Source organism: Facklamia sp. 7083-14-GEN3, assembly GCF_024742075.1.
Classification (GTDB): domain Bacteria; phylum Bacillota; class Bacilli; order Lactobacillales; family Aerococcaceae; genus Facklamia.
This window is the reverse complement of record NZ_JANSGD010000001.1, coordinates 290,161-306,728: the sequence shown is the minus strand read 5'-3', so window position 1 is coordinate 306,728 and position 16,568 is coordinate 290,161. Positions and strand designations below refer to the sequence as shown.

At 34.4% G+C, this 16,568-nt stretch carries 16 protein-coding genes, 1 tRNA gene, 1 pseudogene and 1 other annotated feature; of the genes and pseudogenes, 3 read left to right on the top strand and 15 right to left on the bottom strand.

What is annotated here, in order from left to right; translation table 11 throughout:
• Positions 1–80: 80 nt before the first annotated feature.
• The 4 genes from trxA to zapA form a co-directional block, all read right to left on the bottom strand.
• Positions 81–392 carry a thioredoxin gene (trxA, locus tag NW240_RS01430; RefSeq protein ID WP_258435654.1) on the bottom strand — a complete coding sequence of 104 codons (312 nt, stop codon included), beginning with the start codon at positions 390–392 and terminating at the stop codon, positions 81–83.
• Between the two features lie 82 nt (positions 393–474).
• Complete coding sequence (locus NW240_RS01425; protein ID WP_258435653.1) at positions 475–2,832, bottom strand: endonuclease MutS2; 2,358 nt, start codon at positions 2,830–2,832, stop codon at positions 475–477.
• A gap of 29 nt (positions 2,833–2,861) precedes the next feature.
• Positions 2,862–3,401 carry a CvpA family protein gene (locus tag NW240_RS01420; protein WP_258435651.1) on the bottom strand — a complete coding sequence of 180 codons (540 nt, stop codon included), beginning with the start codon at positions 3,399–3,401 and terminating at the stop codon, positions 2,862–2,864.
• Positions 3,402–3,473: 72 nt separating this feature from the next.
• Positions 3,474–3,722: a cell division protein ZapA gene (gene zapA, locus NW240_RS01415; RefSeq protein WP_258435649.1), complete on the bottom strand. Its 249-nt coding sequence runs from the start codon at positions 3,720–3,722 to the stop codon at positions 3,474–3,476.
• Positions 3,723–3,857: 135 nt separating this feature from the next.
• On the opposite strand from zapA, the gene rnhC reads away from it, so the two are divergent.
• Entirely contained in the window at positions 3,858–4,802 is a 945-nt protein-coding gene (rnhC, locus tag NW240_RS01410) for a ribonuclease HIII (protein WP_258435648.1), read from the top strand.
• Positions 4,803–4,913: 111 nt separating this feature from the next.
• Here rnhC and NW240_RS01405 read toward each other — a convergent pair.
• From NW240_RS01405 to NW240_RS01390, 4 genes and pseudogenes are all read right to left on the bottom strand, one after another.
• A pseudogene (locus tag NW240_RS01405) lies at positions 4,914–5,465 on the bottom strand (NADPH-dependent FMN reductase); the annotation flags it as partial.
• Between the two features lie 13 nt (positions 5,466–5,478).
• On the bottom strand, positions 5,479–6,093 hold the full coding sequence (locus tag NW240_RS01400; RefSeq protein WP_258435645.1) for an NADPH-dependent FMN reductase: 615 nt from the start codon (positions 6,091–6,093) through the stop codon (positions 5,479–5,481).
• Between the two features lie 28 nt (positions 6,094–6,121).
• Positions 6,122–6,808 carry a DUF554 domain-containing protein gene (locus tag NW240_RS01395; protein ID WP_258435644.1) on the bottom strand — a complete coding sequence of 229 codons (687 nt, stop codon included), beginning with the start codon at positions 6,806–6,808 and terminating at the stop codon, positions 6,122–6,124.
• Positions 6,809–6,941: 133 nt separating this feature from the next.
• The gene (locus NW240_RS01390) at positions 6,942–8,210 is read right to left on the bottom strand and encodes an AI-2E family transporter (RefSeq protein ID WP_258435643.1); all 1,269 of its coding nucleotides are present in this window, start codon (positions 8,208–8,210) and stop codon (positions 6,942–6,944) included.
• A gap of 124 nt (positions 8,211–8,334) precedes the next feature.
• On the opposite strand from NW240_RS01390, the gene NW240_RS01385 reads away from it, so the two are divergent.
• Entirely contained in the window at positions 8,335–9,375 is a 1,041-nt protein-coding gene (locus NW240_RS01385; RefSeq protein WP_258435642.1) for a lactonase family protein, read from the top strand.
• Positions 9,376–9,475: 100 nt separating this feature from the next.
• Here NW240_RS01385 and NW240_RS01380 read toward each other — a convergent pair whose 3' ends face one another.
• Positions 9,476–9,961 (bottom strand): PTS glucose transporter subunit IIA, encoded by a 486-nt coding sequence (locus tag NW240_RS01380; RefSeq protein ID WP_258435641.1) that lies wholly within the window; start codon positions 9,959–9,961, stop codon positions 9,476–9,478.
• Positions 9,962–10,089: 128 nt separating this feature from the next.
• On the opposite strand from NW240_RS01380, the gene NW240_RS01375 reads away from it, so the two are divergent.
• Positions 10,090–10,926 carry an undecaprenyl-diphosphate phosphatase gene (locus NW240_RS01375; RefSeq protein ID WP_396134552.1) on the top strand — a complete coding sequence of 279 codons (837 nt, stop codon included), beginning with the start codon at positions 10,090–10,092 and terminating at the stop codon, positions 10,924–10,926.
• A 62-nt stretch (positions 10,927–10,988) separates the two neighbouring features.
• On the opposite strand, the gene serS is transcribed toward NW240_RS01375, so the two are convergent.
• From serS to NW240_RS01345, 6 genes are all read right to left on the bottom strand, one after another.
• On the bottom strand, positions 10,989–12,281 hold the full coding sequence (gene serS / locus NW240_RS01370; protein ID WP_258435639.1) for a serine--tRNA ligase: 1,293 nt from the start codon (positions 12,279–12,281) through the stop codon (positions 10,989–10,991).
• A gap of 40 nt (positions 12,282–12,321) precedes the next feature.
• Positions 12,322–12,547 (bottom strand) — a binding site (T-box leader).
• 33 nt (positions 12,548–12,580) lie between these two features.
• Positions 12,581–13,108 (bottom strand): tRNA (uridine(34)/cytosine(34)/5-carboxymethylaminomethyluridine(34)-2'-O)-methyltransferase TrmL, encoded by a 528-nt coding sequence (gene trmL, locus NW240_RS01365; RefSeq protein WP_258435638.1) that lies wholly within the window; start codon positions 13,106–13,108, stop codon positions 12,581–12,583.
• A gap of 3 nt (positions 13,109–13,111) precedes the next feature.
• A complete protein-coding gene (gene queG, locus NW240_RS01360) occupies positions 13,112–14,242 on the bottom strand; it encodes a tRNA epoxyqueuosine(34) reductase QueG (protein ID WP_258435637.1) in 1,131 nt (376 codons plus the stop codon).
• Positions 14,243–14,363: 121 nt separating this feature from the next.
• Positions 14,364–14,975 carry a 50S ribosomal protein L25 gene (locus NW240_RS01355; RefSeq protein ID WP_258435636.1) on the bottom strand — a complete coding sequence of 204 codons (612 nt, stop codon included), beginning with the start codon at positions 14,973–14,975 and terminating at the stop codon, positions 14,364–14,366.
• 390 nt (positions 14,976–15,365) lie between these two features.
• A tRNA-Arg gene (locus tag NW240_RS01350) sits at positions 15,366–15,437 on the bottom strand.
• 130 nt (positions 15,438–15,567) lie between these two features.
• Positions 15,568–16,329, bottom strand: coding sequence for a hypothetical protein (locus NW240_RS01345; RefSeq protein ID WP_258435635.1), 762 nt, complete (start codon positions 16,327–16,329; stop codon positions 15,568–15,570).
• Between the last annotated feature and the right edge of the window lie 239 nt (positions 16,330–16,568).

Genomic DNA, 16,568 nt, shown 5'->3' with positions numbered 1-16,568 from the left:
CATCACAAATAAATTATAAGATTATATCTAAAAACTTAAAGGACCCAGCTTATAAAGTTGGGCCCAATTCTTAGTTTATTTTAAATATGTTTTTTAAGTACTTCACTCAAACGGTCTTTGTCATGAAAACCAACAAGTTTTTCTACAACCTGTCCGTCCTTTTTTATGACCATAGTTGGAATGGACATAATGCCGAATTCTCCGGCTGTCTTAGTTTCTTCATCGACATTCATTTTGAAGAAATTTACTTGTCCTTCCATCTCTTCTGATAATTCATCGATGATAGGAGATTGCATGCGACAAGGTCCACACCATGGTGCCCAAAAGTCTACAATGCTAACTCCTTGTGCTGTTTCCGTTTGAAATTCTGAATCTGTAATTGCCTTAACCATCTTAAAGCCCCTTTCACTAATCACGTTGATATATTTATCTTAGCACATCAAAAAGGACTTTGACTATTTATATGCTTACTAACTAGTCGAAGTAAACCCTTGTTGAGCCATCTCCCCCAGCGTTTGGTGGAGAATATTCGAAGTGATCGACATGAGGATGGTTGTTTAATTGATCTTTTACACCCTGTCTTAATGCCCCTGTACCCTTACCATGAATAATGGTTACAAGCGAGTGGTTGGATAAAAGAGCCTGGTCTAGATATTGCTTCAACTTAATCATCGCTTCTTCGTATCTCAATCCTCTTATATCTAAAGTCGTTTTTACTTTAGATCCAGCTTGTCTTTGTACATTAACCTTCTGCTTAGGTTCCACTTTACTGATCGGTTTTAGTTCGTCAGACGCAATTTTCATTTTAATGATACCCATTTGTACTATATATTCATTTTTTTCCACTTGTTCAAGTACAGTTCCTCTTTGTCCATAGGACAGAACTTCGACATCATCGCCGACTTGAATCTTTTTGGCCCTTTTCACTCGTTTTAAGATTTTATTCTTTTTCAAGTTTTCAGGTTGTTTTAACTGATCAAACGCTTTTTTCTTATCAATTAAAACATGTTCTTTAATCGTTTGATTTTGGCCTTGAACTAACTGTAAATCTCGAATTTCTTGCAATAACTCTTCTGCTTCTTTTTGTGCTTTTTCCACTTTTTCATTAGCTTGACGCTTAGATCTTTCAATTAAGTTTTGTTTTTGCTCAAGATAGCGGTCATATTCGGTTCGTAAATCTTGCCATAAAACTTCTGCTTTTTCTAAGAAAGTTTGAGCTTCTTTGTTTTTCAACTCACTTTCTCTTCTTTCACGCTCTAATTTAGCAACCATTTCGTTCAATGATTGACTGTCTTGTGAGATTCCTTTTTGAGCCACCTCGAGTATATCTTGTCTTAAGCCTAATCTTCTTGAAATTTCGATAGCATTCGACCGACCAGGTACGCCAATCATTAAACGATAAGTAGGAGATAGAGTCTGAACATCAAACTCCATAGATGCATTAATTGTTTTAGCTCGCTCATGGGCATAAACTTTTAATTCTGGATAATGAGTCGTTGCTAAAACAGTAGCTCCTACTTTCCTTAAATAATCTAAAATTGAAATAGCTAGAGCGGCACCTTCTTGCGGATCGGTTCCAGAACCGAGTTCGTCGAATAAGACGAGAGATTGATAGTCTGCTTCCTCGACTATGTTAACAATATTCGTCATGTGACTTGAGAAAGTAGATAGCGACTGCTCAATGGATTGCTCATCTCCTATATCAGCATAAATGGATTGGAAGATTCCTAATTGCGAACCAGAATCACAAGGAACATGCAGTCCCGATTGTCCCATTAATTGAATCAGACCAATGGTTTTTAAGATGATAGTCTTTCCACCCGTGTTTGGACCCGTAATTAAGAGAATATGGTAGTTTTCACCAATTAAAATATCATTAGCTACAATAGCATCAGAATCAATTAAAGGATGTCTGGCTTGCCATAAAGCAACTTGGTTATCTTTTGAGAAGGCAGGTTTTGTTGCCACAATCGATTTAGCATACTCTGCTTTAGATTGAATAAAATCTAATTGGGCAATCATTGATTGATTGTGTTTAATTTTTTCTACATAAGGCGCAATCATCAAAGATATTTCAAGAAGAATTCTTTCGATTTCTGTACGCTCATCGATAACTAGTTGGGCTAAACGGTTATTTAACTCTACAACGACCTTCGGCTCCATAAAAACTGTTTGGCCGGTTGCAGACTGATCATGAATGGTACCACCAAACTGCCCTTTAAATTCTGCTTTTACTGGTAGAACATAGCGGTCATTTCGAATGGTTATTAAACGATCACTTAACTGATTTCCTTTAGATTTTAATAGTTGATTCAATTGATTTCGGATTTGACTCTCTGTTTGACTTTGATTTTTTCTGATGGCAGCTAATTGACTGGATGCGGAATTTAAAACGGAGCCTTCATCACTTACTGTTGATTGTATTTCTTTGACCACTTGTGGAAGACTTACACATTGGTCAACCCAAAACTTTAAAGAAGGATAGAATTTTTCTTCAGCTTCTAAATCAGCAAAAAATTGCGTGACTTGATTCGTAGTGGTTAATAAGCGACCAATTTGTCCTAATTCCTTAGGGTTTAAAGCTGCAGAAATCTCCAAACGTCTAAAGGCCATACTTAACTCCACCAAGCGTGGAATAGGGATGTTTTTACCTTGCTGAAGAATAGCTAAGCTTTCTTCTACCTCTTCTTGCCATTTTTGAATTGTCTCTAGGTCGATAGATGGTTGCATCTTGAGAATCTTAGATTTAGCCATCTCAGTATTTGCAAAGTGAGAGACTTGCTGAACAATTTTATGATACTCTAATTTTTCCAAAGTTTTACTGTTAGTCATCAAAGATTCCCCTTTCTTATTAATAATCACTAAGAACCTAAGCCAAACTTCCCTACGAAGTCAGTTAAAATAGGGGTTGAGTCAACCATTCTAAAAATCAATGGGTTATTTACAAACTGCTGTTGAATAAATTCTATAGGGATTAAGGACAGTAAATATAAAACCATGAACACAATGAAATAAACGACGGCGAAATTGAGTATTCCGCCTATTAATCGATTACCAATATTTAAAACACTATAATAAGTTAATTTAGTGAACAAAATGGATAAGACATTTGTTAACAGCCATCCAATCAGCCAAATAATTAAAAAGGTAATCAACTTATAGAAGGTTTGATCGAGTAAAAAAGATTGAGCTTCCGTATAAAGGGCTAACTGGCTATCTGGTTGGACAGCTGGAAATGGTATAATCATCGCCACCCACTTACTTAAAACATCAAAATATTGAGTAGCGATGATATAAGTTATGATATACCCTAATAATCTCACAATTTGCATAATCATTCCTGACCGATAGCCAGAATAAAAGGCTAAGGCCAAAATTACAATAACAATAACACTTAACATATAGTACCCCCTCTAATGAATCACTCATTAGTTACTTTAAATCATTCACAATTCATATTGTACTGCTAAAAATTAGCCTAAGCCCAGTTTTTTCTCTAAAACTGAAATTTTTTCTTCTTTTGTAATTTGATCTGAAATAGCATTAATAGCCATCAAAATAGCACGATCTTCTTGAGTTAAATTGGGATCAAGCTCTTTTAATTGCTGTAATTGTTGAGTCAGCAATTGAACGACTGCATCCATGTGCTCTCTCGAACGGTGGCCCACAATAGTATAAACTCTACCTTCAATCAATGCTTTATAACGATTCTTTTCTTCCATGTTATCTCCTCTTCAAGCTTGATTCTCTCACCATTTTACCAAAAGTCCCTTTATAATGCACCTTTCCTATACGAATAATCAAGAAGATGATAAACTGATAATTATGAAAGTTAAGTCAAAGAAGGTGGTATATAAATGGAAAGTGTCACTCTTAAAGTAGAGCAAATAACTCTCAATGATATGAAAAAAAAGTACCAAAAACACCTAATTAAACCCGTTCCTTATAGCATCTTTAGAGCTAAATTACCTTATGTCACTATTACTGCTTATAAATCTGGGAAAGTGCTCTTTCAAGGAAAAGCAGCAGAAGATGAAGCAAGAATATGGTCTAAAGATTTATCCCAATTTATCAATTCAAAAAATACTGAGGCAATCAGTCATTTACCAACCGATATTCAATTTAAAAATATAATCGGATCAGATGAAGTGGGAAATGGATCTTACTTTGGACCATTAACTGTCTGTGCAGTTTATCTCCCTTTTGAAAAACAGGATTTAATCAAAGAGCTTGGTGCTAAAGATTCTAAAAAATTATCTGATCAAGAAATTGGAAGGATTGCAGCTGATCTCATGCACTCAATTGATTATCACTTAACAATTGCTAATCCACAAAAATACAATCAAATGATCCAAAAATATAATGCAAACGGACTTAAAGCCAGACTACATAACTTTACTATTCAAGAGTTGTATAAAAAACTATCTTTTGAACAAAAAAATAATCTTGATGGAGTATTGATTGATCAATTTACACCTGAAAAGAATTATTATCAGCATTTAAAAAGTGAAAAGGAAGTATATCGAAACCATGTATATTTCGCTAAAAGGGCCGAATCCATTCATCTATCTGTTGCTTGTGCTTCTATTATCGCTAGAGATGCCTTTGTTAAAAAACTTCATGCTCTAGGAGAGCCTTTTGGAAGCAAACTACCTTCAGGAGCAGGAAAAAATGTTGATCTATTTGCAGCAAAATTAATCGATAGATATGGAATTGAAAGCCTTAATCAAATTGCTAAACTTCATTTTGCTAATACAGAAAAAGCCAAAAATTTAAGCAAAACACTCTGCCAGAAAAAATAAAAAAAGGTGTCGGCATTTGTACCGACACCTTTTTTTATTTAATTTAGGTTAATTTAACTGATTGATTAAAATTAATTATATTCTTTCAATAGGACTTTCAGGAATATCATCTAGTTTTTGAATAAGTTTTACATAACGTACAAATTTAGCGATGCATTGAGCCAGAAAATCAACGGTATTTGGATCAATAATCTCACCTTTATCATCAAATTTTTCTTTTGCATTACCTAATAAAAACTCGTGCCCTGGAAAAACATAGGCATTTACACGGGGAGATACTAAAATTTGATCAAGATGTAACTGCGCTCTAGAAGTTCCTTGATCTAAATACGATGCACCTATCACATAAACAGGCTTATCAATAAAGGGTGTCACCTTATGTGATAACCATTCGATAGTCGACTTTAAGGCAGCGGGCACTGTATATAAGTGTTCAGGTGTCGCAATTATTACCCCGTCTGCTTCTGAAACTGCTTTGTATAACTTCTGAATAGCTGGATGATCGGTTTGATCTTGCCCTTGACTCGCATCAAACATTGGTACTTGGTCGATTTCTAAAATTTCAAAATCAAATTGGTTAGCAAAGTGGCGTTGGATATATTGTAACAATAAACGATTATAAGAAAACGTTGCGTTTGAGCCTACAATTCCTACTAATTTCATATTATACCTCCTGTTATTTCTCGAACTGCTCACGATAAAACTTCATCGCTTCATTCACATTTGAAGCATGTCTATCTTGTATTAACTCGGAAACATTTATGAACTGCAAAAAGTCACTAAAATAAGCTTCTAGTTGTTGCACTTTATCTGGAAAAACAAGCTCACCCTTTTCATCAAAAGCTTCTTTAGAATGACCCATCATAAATTCACATCCAGGCATCACCATAGCACGAATTACTGGCGCATTCATAATTGCACGCAAATGCTGTTGCGCTCTTGAAGCACCTAAAAGACCATATGAAGCGCCAATAATCATTACCGGCTTATCTACAAATGGAAAATTATTAAAAGATAACCACGACAATGCGTTGGTCAACGCAGAAGTAATTGAATGATCATACTCTGCTGTTGAAATAATCACTCCATCTGCTGCCTCAATTTTTTCAGACATTTCAAGGATAACAGATGGTAATTTACCATCTGATGGTTTATTAAACATAGGAAGGTCTCGAATTTCAATCAATTCTATATCCGCTTTAGATTGAAAATGTTTTTGAATATATTGTAACAACTTACGATTAGTAGACTCAGTGGAATTATTGCCCACAATACCGACAATTTTTTTCATATAAATAACCTCCATAAATTAATTTTAGTTAGAATAAGGATAATAGCGTCAAGAAGATAGGTGGTAAAAAGATTGCAGGTGTATAGTTTAAAATCTTTAACTCAGTGATATTTAAAATATTCAAAGCCAATCCAATAAGTAGTAAAGATCCTACAGCAATGATTTCATTCACTACAGCTTCAGATAAGATAGGTGCTAAAAACCCTGATAGAATTACTAATGTGCCTTGTATAATTACAACTGGAATTGACGAAAGCAAAACACCCGCCCCTAAAGACGAACTCAATAGAATCGCAGTAATACCATCTAGGATAGACTTGGTATAAAGAGTGGTATTATCACCCGTTAATCCACTTTCTAAAGAACCTAAAATCGACATTGAACCGATACAAAAGATCATCGCTGCTGATATAAAGCCTTGTCCCAATTGACTATCAACACCCGGTTTTGAAAATTTCTTTTCAATCAAAGAAATTCCATAGGTTACTTTATGATCAATATCGATTGATTCTCCGATCATCGCTCCTACAACAACTGATAAAATCATAACAATCGTATTTTCACCAGCTAAGGTGCCATCAATTCCAATAGCAAGCACACATAAAGCAATACCATGCATCAATCGTTCATGAATTTTAACAGGTATTCCTGCTTTTAGACCCATACCAATTAAACTACATATAACAATTACGATACCGTTAATAATTACACCCATTATAACAAATCCTTCACATAAAATTAAGAGCATCCAAAGGATACTCTTGCTTTTTTGACGCACTTTTACGCCTTGTTAATTAATATTATAAAGTTATCTAACAGATATTTCCATAAAAAGAGGCGAAATAACTTTATTTTAATAATTGATTGGAGTTTAGTAATTTATCAACTTGATCTTCTGCGGCAAAACCATCTTGCCCATCTTCTATTAGGTTCATGTCAATTAAGCTTTCTTTCGAGAGCGTCTGTTTGTCTGTATTATTAATTAAATGATCCCCATATAAATCGGAATGCTTACGATAAATACGATAGAGTTCCGTTACAATCACTTTTAATACTGCAAAAGCAGGAACACCTAAAATTACTCCCGTTACACCGAATATACGCCCAGCTCCTAACAGAACGATTAAAATTGTAACTGGGTGTATTTTTAAATTCGAGCTCAAAATTTGTGGTTGTATAAGCCTTCCTTCAACTAAAGCCTCTACTCCTAAAACCAGTAAAACTTTTATAAACATGAAAGGAGAGGCAATTAAACCAATTATTAAAGCGGGAATAGCGGCAATCACAGAACCTATATAAGGAATGACGTTTAGAAAAGTAGCTAGCACTCCTAAAGTAATCGCATAGTCTAAACCTATAATAGAAAATCCAGCAGCAAAAATGATACCCACAATAATTGCTACAATAATTTGTCCACGAATATATTGACCAATTTGATAATGAGATTGATAAATCATAGTCTTGGAGGTCTCTCTATAGCGATCAGGAATATAATAAAGTATCTTAGGGAATAACTTATAGCCTTCCAACAGAAGATAATAAAGTAAAACAGGAATAGTAACCAACCCCGTCACAACCGTTGAAACGGTCCCGATAACACTACCTAATCCTCCAAAAGTCGACGTAACAAGCGGTTGAATCTGTTGAATGAGACCGTTTAAGTCTACACTTCCTTCTTGGTTAGCCAAATTAGGAAAGACCTCGTTAAAATCAGGTAATAAAGGAAGCTTGTTAAAAATATCTTGAATGCCTGCAACATATTTGGGTAAGTCGTTAATAAATGAGCGAGTCTGGCTTTGTACAATCGGTACGAGTGTGGCTACACCCCAAGTAACTAATAGTGATATTCCAATAAAAATTAACCAAATCGATAAATGACGATTCACACCACGTCTAGAAAGTTTTACCACTAACGGTGAAAATAAATAATACATAATCCCTGTACCAATAAAAGGGAAAGCAAAGAAATTCATAAAATCAACGATAGGTTGAAATAAATAAGCAATTTGTGTAAAAGCATATATTGCCAATACAATTAGAATAAATTTTAATAATCGAATGACATTGCGATCATTTAAAAATTCTGATTTAAATAAAAACTGATTCAATTTACGCATCATTCCCCTCCTATCCTTAATAAATTTGTTTTAATCATATCATAAGTACAAATAGAACGACTGGAATATTATAAAAATCTACCCTTATGTTATAATACTTTTGAACAAGAAAGGAGTCAATCTTATGAAAGAAAATTATTTTTTAGGTGGTTATACCCGTCGAATCAACCAAGGATTATCGTCGATCACCTTTAATTCTCAAGCAGAAACTTTTACTGAAAGAGAGTTAATTGATAATATTCAAAACCCTACTTACCTTGCCCTCTCAAAAGATAATCACTATTTATTTACAATTGAAAAAGAAGAACCTTTTTCAGGAGTCGCCGTATACAAAAAAAATAATAATGATACTTGGATAAAAAAAGATTATTTTTATCACACCCAAGCAGCTGGATGTCATCTTTTCTATTTAGATTCTAAAAAAGCGCTCTACCTATCCAACTACCATGAAGGTACGATCGAAATTTATAAATTCAATGATGATGAAATTAAACATTTACAGACTATTACTCATGAAGGTTCATCCGTTCATCCCAATCAAACTCAGTCTCGCATCCACTTTGCTTCTGCCTTTAATCAAGATGAATTCCTTTACGTTTGTGATTTAGGTAGTGATAAAGTTTATGTATATTCTTTAGCTGAAAATGGTTCCATCGCCCATCTTGAACAAACTATAAGTGTGCCTGCAGGGACAGGTCCTCGACATTTAGAAATTCATCCTAATCAGAAGTTTGTTTACATTATTGGTGAACTTAATAATACTACAATTTTATGCCACTTAAAGAAAAATGGTCACTTAGAAATCATTGATAGCTATTCTAACATTTCACCTGATAGTCATCCCAAAGCCTCTGGAGCTGCAATTAAAATATCAAACGATGGTAATTTTTTATATGTTTCTACACGTTATCAAGATCAAATCACCCTCTTTAGAGTGGATCAAACTAGCGGTAAGCTAACACATCTACAAGATATTTCATCATACGGAAAAGTTCCGAGAGATTTTTGTTTGTCGCTAGATGAACACTATCTAATAGCGGCTCATCAAGATTCTGATAACCTTTCCTTGTTTAAAAGGGACTCAAAAAGTGGAAAGCTATCCTTTATCAACAAAGACACTTATGCTCCTGAATGTGTTTGTATATTGGGAATACCTAATACATAAATCACATCAAATGATACATTGATGTGATGACTAGTTTGTAAATTTTTAAAAGCTAAAATGATTAGCCAATTCATGCGAATTAGCTAATCATTTTTACTTTCTATCTTAAAGTAACATACCCAATTTCTTGTCCTTTAGTGACGGATCCACTTGCTGTAATCTTAAACTCATCGATGACTTCTGAACCATTCACAAAAATAACCAACATCACGTTATCTTTACCTGCAGTTTCTATTTCTTTATAATCAACTTCTGAAACGGCAGTAGATGGCGTCAAATTATCGCCTTCATTAACAAGCGTATTAAATGGTCTGCCATCTAATTCAACTGTATCTAAACCCATATGAAGCAATAATTCTAGATTCTCTGTTTTTATACCCATAGCATGTTTAGTCGGGAAAACATTCATTAATTTCCCCTCCACTGGTGAGTAGATAGTTGATTGGCTCGGTTTAATAGCATAACCGTCTCCCATCATTTTCTGAGAAAAAACTTGATCATTTACTTCTTCTAAAGGAATTAGTTGACCCTCACAGACAGCATGCAAGGTAATTTTTTTAGCTTTTTTCTTAAATAATCCAAACATTTTATCCCTCCTCTTTTAACTTATTTTAACATATTTTTTCAAAGACTCCTATTTTAAGAACTTACCACTTAGTGACAATTATTTATTTGTTAGCTATAATAAGCTAGAAAAAGATAATGAGGTGAAAAATAGTGCAAGATTTAGAGTGGATTGAATTGTTAAAAATCATTTTCTTAAGTATTGTTCAAGGAATTACAGAATGGTTACCTATTTCTTCAACAGGTCACTTAATTTTAGTTGAAGAATTTATCCAATTAAATTTAAACCCAAGTTTCATTGAAATGTTTCGAACCGTTGTTCAATTCGGTTCAATTTTAGCTGTAGTCGTACTCTACTTTAATAAACTAAACCCTTTAGATTTCAAGAAGTCTAATCAAGAAAGAAAAAATATTTGGGTCATTTGGTTCAAGGTTGTATTTGCAACCCTCCCAGCAGGGATTTTAGGCTTATTAATCAATGATTACATGGAAGAGTATTTTAATACGCCCTATGTGGTTGCTACGGCCTTAATTCTATATGGTTTTGCTTTCTTATGGATTGAAAATAGAAAGCCGGCTCGTCATGCTAAACAAGTTAATACCCTTAAAAAAATATCTTTTCCTACTGCTTTCAAGACGGGGCTTTTTCAGGCTTTATCACTAATTCCAGGAACTTCTCGTTCTGGTTCAACAATTCTTGGTGGGCTTTTATTAGGAATGGAAAGAACTGTTGCGACTGAGTTTTCTTTCTTTATGTCGATGCCTGTTATGTTTGGAGCCTCGTTAGTTAAATTAAGAGATTTTGGTTTCGTTTTTACAACCGCTGAACTTATTTACCTCTTGGTAGGTATGTTTGTTGCTTTTATCGTTTCCCTAGTTGTAATTCGTTCTCTTCTGAAATTTATCCGGACCAATGATTTTAAAGCGTTTGGATATTATCGTATTATTTTAGGTGCGATTGTCATCCTATATTATTTATTTAAATAATAATTGACTCATTAAATAAATCAGGTTCTATTTAAATAGAACCTGATTTATTTTGTTTAAATTTAACCCATTGCGTTTTCTTTTGTGATTTCAGTTACTCCCCCCATATAAGGTACAAGAACTTCTGGAATTTTAACACTGCCATCTGCTTGTTGATAGTTTTCAAGGATAGCTACAACTGTTCGACCAACAGCTAATCCAGATCCATTTAAGGTATGAACATAATTCAACTTGCCTTCAGCGTTTCGGTAACGGATCATGGCACGTCTAGCTTGGAAAGATTCCGTATTTGAACAAGATGAAATTTCGCGATAGGTATCTTGTGCAGGAACCCACACCTCTATATCATAAGTTTTAGCAGCTGAGAATCCCATATCTCCAGTACAAAGGGTGATTACACGATAAGGCAGATTAAGGGCTTGTAAGATGCCTTCAGCATCTTTAAGCATTGCTTCCAATTCCTCATAAGAACTTTCAGGGTGTGCAAATTTTATCATTTCCACCTTATGAAACTGATGCATACGGATCAAACCTCGAGTATCACGTCCAGCTGATCCCGCTTCTGATCTAAATGATGGAGACATGGCAGTAAATTTAACCGGTAATTCTTCCATTGGAATTACTTCATCACGGTAATAGTTGGTTAGGGGAACCTCTGCTGTCGGAATTAAAACAAAGTTACGATCATCGTTCAGCTCGAAAGTATCTTCTTTAAATTTAGGGTATTGTCCGGTGCCAAACATTGACTTTTCATTAACTATATAAGGCGGTATAACTTCGGTATATCCGTTTTTATTAACATGAGTGTCTAACATAAAGTTATAAATAGCGCGCTCTAGACGTGCACCCAAGCCTTTATAAAATACAAAACGAGATCCTGTTACTTTGCCTGCACGTTCGAAATCTAGAATGCCTAAATTTTCAGCAATATCCCAATGATTTAAGGGTTCAAAGTCAAATTCTGTGATTTGTCCCCAACGATGATTTTCAAGGTTATCTTCTTCATCTTCGCCTACTGGAACTGATTGATGAGCTAAATTAGGTAATCCATGCTCAATTTGAGCCAAATCATTATCTAATTGATTTAAAGTCTCGTCTAATTCAGCTATTTCTTGCCCAATAACTTGCATGGCTTGAATCTTTTCATCCGCATTTCCCTTATTCCGCTTAATATTTGCTATTTCTTGTGAAGTCTTATTACGAATACCTTTTTTCTCTTCAACTTGACTCAATAGGGATCTTCTTTTTTGATCTAGCTCTTTAAACTCATTTAGGATATCTGATTTTATACCACGATGACTGAGTTGTTCTACAACTTCATCAATATGATCTCTTAAATAGCGTCTATCTAACATTCTATTTCCTCCTTTAAATATAAAAAAGAGACCTCCGTCTATTTGGGACGAAAAGGTCTCTAATTCCGCGGTACCACCCGTTTTTAAGAATTTCATGCTAAACTCTTACACTTATATCATAACGGTGATGACCGGCTTTATTTATGCTTAGCTTTCATAAAGCAGATTAAATACGTGGATTCACTGAATAAGTGGTTAGCTCTCATCGACCGCTAACTTTCTAATTGACCCCTATTTCAGTTACTATTCGTACTAACTATTAAATTTATTATATTAAATAGCCCTTATTTGTCAAGCTATTACCATTTTAATCTTTGAGCCTTTTCAGTATCGCGATAGTGATGAATAGCTTCCAACCCTTCAAAGTTCTGCTGTCTTAAAGCTTCATAGATAATAATATTCGCTGTATTGGATAAATTTAAGGAGCGAATATGCTGATCGTTCATAGGAATTCTTAAAGATTGTTCTTTATGAGCTTGCATGAAATCTTCAGGAAGACCAGTCGTTTCTTTACCAAAGATAAAAAACTGCTCATCAATGGCGGAATCTGCTAGATTAGCCTCACTATAAACTCGTGGTGCAAATTTAGAAATCAAATAAAGTCTACGATTGTCTAAGAACTCCATGAAGGCTGGTAAACTTTCATGATAGGTAATGTCGACATGCTCCCAGTAATCTAATCCCGCCCGTTTAAGCATTTTATCGTCAGTAGAAAAACCTAATGGTTCAATCAAATGTAAACTAGTATTTGTTCCCGCACAACTTCTTGATATATTACCGGTATTAGCTGGCATTACGGGTTCATAAAGTACGATATGATTTTTCATAGTTTACCTCCTTTTAGACTTTAGTTCTTTTTTATTTTTAAGACGTTTAATAGCTTTTTCCATTTCTTCAATGGTTTCTACTTCCGTCTCTTTTTTTAATTGTTGATCTATTAAAGTAATCATGGCTTGATTTTTATCTCTTTGAATCACACTTACAGCATAGGCAGCAGTTGCTCGAATGACCGGTCGAGGATCTTTTTCAATTAACTCCAGTAAGTGTGGTAAGGCACTTCGATCCCGATAATTAGCTAAGGAAATAATGGCATTTCTTTGTAAGGGTTTCTTACCTCGCCAAGAACCCGCAAGGTGCCCGAACTGTTGTCTGAACTCTTTGTTACTAAGTGATAGCATATTCTTTAAAATAGGCTTTACTTCATCTTGGATAGGCTCCATTTCTGGATGATGATGAAAATCGATTCCTTTATTATAAGGGCAAGCAATCTGACAGATATCACAACCATAAATTACATGAGTAATTTTACGGCGATATTCTTCAGCTAAATGCCCCTTGGTTTGAGTCTGGTAAGATAAACATTTCTGCGCATTCATCTTACCATTACCTAAAAGAGCTTGAGTGGGGCAGGCCGTCACACAACGATAACAATCTCCACAACCATAGGAAACTTTTTGGTCTGGTTCAAAAGGAATATTCGTAATAATTTCGCCTAAATAAACGAAACTACCAAATTCTTTAGTCACTAACAAACCATTTCGACCGATAAATCCCAGTCCGGCTCTTTCAGCCACCACCACATCGATCAATTCCCCAGTATCAACCATCGGTTTGAAACGAGCATTAGGAATTTCTGCTTGGATGAGTTGAATAACCCTTTGCATACGTTCTGATAAAATATGATGGTAATCTTCCCCCCATGAGGCACGAGCAAAATTACCTCGTCGTTCTTCTTTATTAGAAGCTGGTTCATTTTTAAATTTGCTAGGATAAGCCAAAGCAATCGAAATAATTGATTGCGCTCTTTCAAAGATTTTTTCAGGATAGATTCTCTCTTCAATGATAGGATGTTCGAAACCAGTGGTATGCCCTTTCACCTTTTGCTCTCTTAAACTTTCCTCTAAATGGTCAAAAGGTTCTGCTGTCGTAAAACCAATCTTATCCACTCCTAAGTCTTTCAAAGATTTTTTTAAAATGGATTTGACTCTAACAGCCTCTTCTCTTGTGATCAGTTTGTTCAACTCCTATCTAAAAAAAGCACCATAAACGACAAGCGTTTATAGTGCTTCACAATACAACTTTTTACTCTTCTTCTTCGTCTTTAGCACCAATAACTTCAGGTTCAACTGCTTCAGTTTCTTCCTCTTCTGCTGGTTCTTCTGTTGGAGCAGAAATTGAAACGATTGTTTCGTCTGAATCTTCTAAGATTTCAACGCCTGCTGGAACTTCCAAGTCAGCGATTGTCTTAGTATCACCAATTTCCATTCCAGTAACATCGATTTCAAATGAGTTTGGAATAATGTCTGGTTTAGTTTCGATTTCAACTGTATTAAGTGTTTGTTCCACAATACCAATTTTAACAGTTTCTTCGTTAATAATGTTTAATGGAACTTCAACAATAATCTTTTGATCAGCTGAGATGGCTTCTAAGTCAATTGAATAGAAAGTATCTTTTAATGCTGCTTTAGAAAAGTCCTTTAAGATTACTTTTTGAGTTTTACCATCGTAATCTAAATCAAAAACTGCGTTAGATCCTTCTTTTTTTAGAAGTGATTCGAATTCGCGACGATCAACTAATAAAGAAGTTGCTTCTAATTTTTGTCCATATAAAACTACTGGGATTTTACCTTCGCGACGTGCTTGCTTAGAAGCACCAGTACCTGTCTTTGTTCTTAATTCTGCACTAATTGCCATATATAAGAGCTCCTTTATAACTTATTGCATATAAAATGCTGATTTGCTGTAATTTTTTACACATGAATTATCATATCAAAAACTAGCTCACAATACCAGTATTTTATTGCTAGTCTTACTAATTTTTCTAATAATCTTCTTTTTTTACCATTGTTCTTTTATGAACGTAACTTATTAATTGTAGTGTTTTTTTATCCGTAGCTTTTTCTTTTGTTCTTACTTTTTCAAGTCTTTTATTTCTTGTGTTTTTTATAACTATTTAAACCTTAATCAACCCTTGTGTGATTGTCTGGTCGTTGCTCTTGTTTACGCCAATTTAACTCAAAATAAAAAACAGCCAAAATGGCTGAACTCTTTTTAGTTTTTTAAATTGTTTACTACAATTAAGTATACCGCCGGAGGGAATCGAACCCCCATCGAAAGAACCGGAATCTTCCGTGATATCCATTACACTACGGCGGCCTAACGATTAATTATTATACCAAACTCAAAATATTAAAAGCAAGGAATAAACTGATAAAAATAGAACTTATAATTGATATTATAAGCTCTACTTAAAACTGATTATAAAAATTGCCATTTTCAACATTCACTATTGGTCCATAATCGAACCTTGTCTAGACTTTAGGTAAATAATTGGAGTAGTTGTTCCATCGGGATGAAGGCGCTCAATTAGAGTCAATCCGGCATCATTGGCATAATAAATACGGATTGTATCTCCGTTATTCTTTTCCATCTCTTCAACAAGTAAAACATCGGTATAATTATCTTGACCAATTGTTAGCGAATCCACCCTGCCAATTATTTTTTTCTTAGTTTCTTCTTGATAGCCTGACTTAAAAATTGTTCCTTCACTTATGTCTACAGGTAAAATAAGTGAAACATTATCATCAGAAGCGTCAGCAGAATATCTTAAGTCTTCAACTACCGTATAATTATCAAAATAAGCAAGTTCATATAGGCCTTCTGGCCTAATTTGATAAACATAAGCAACGGCTTCCGTATCTGTAAACTCAGCGACTTGAAACACTCCGTTTGCATCGGGCATGAATTCCATGATGACGTCTTTAGTTGAGTACTCACTTCCATCTCCCACGTATTGATAATTTAAATAGCGTGCATAAGGAATGAGCTGCTTAAATTGACTAACATCAGGTAAAGGTTCAAACCTAGTTTCAGTGCTTATTTCAAGACTTTCTTGACTAGATGTTTCATCAGCTTGGTCTATTTCTGTTTGCTCTTCTGTCGTTTCCTCTTGGCCGTTAACTTTAGTTATAGAATCAAAATTAAAAATAAAGCAAAGACCTAAAAGGGTTAGGAGCAGGTACATTTTTTGAAACTTACTTTTATTCAAATTATTCTACCTCCTATATATTTGTTATTATATATAAAATATAACCTTCTTCAACACGACTATTATATCACACCTATTTTAAAGGAGGCGTGAGTTAAAATGGAATATTTAATGAAATTAAGTCCATGTCTGTATAATCTTATGATTTTTTTATGAAGACTCATTTTAAGATGTTATTAATAGCGTTTTCTAAAATTGTTATGATATGCTATAGAAGAAAAGTCGCTATTTAAAGGAGA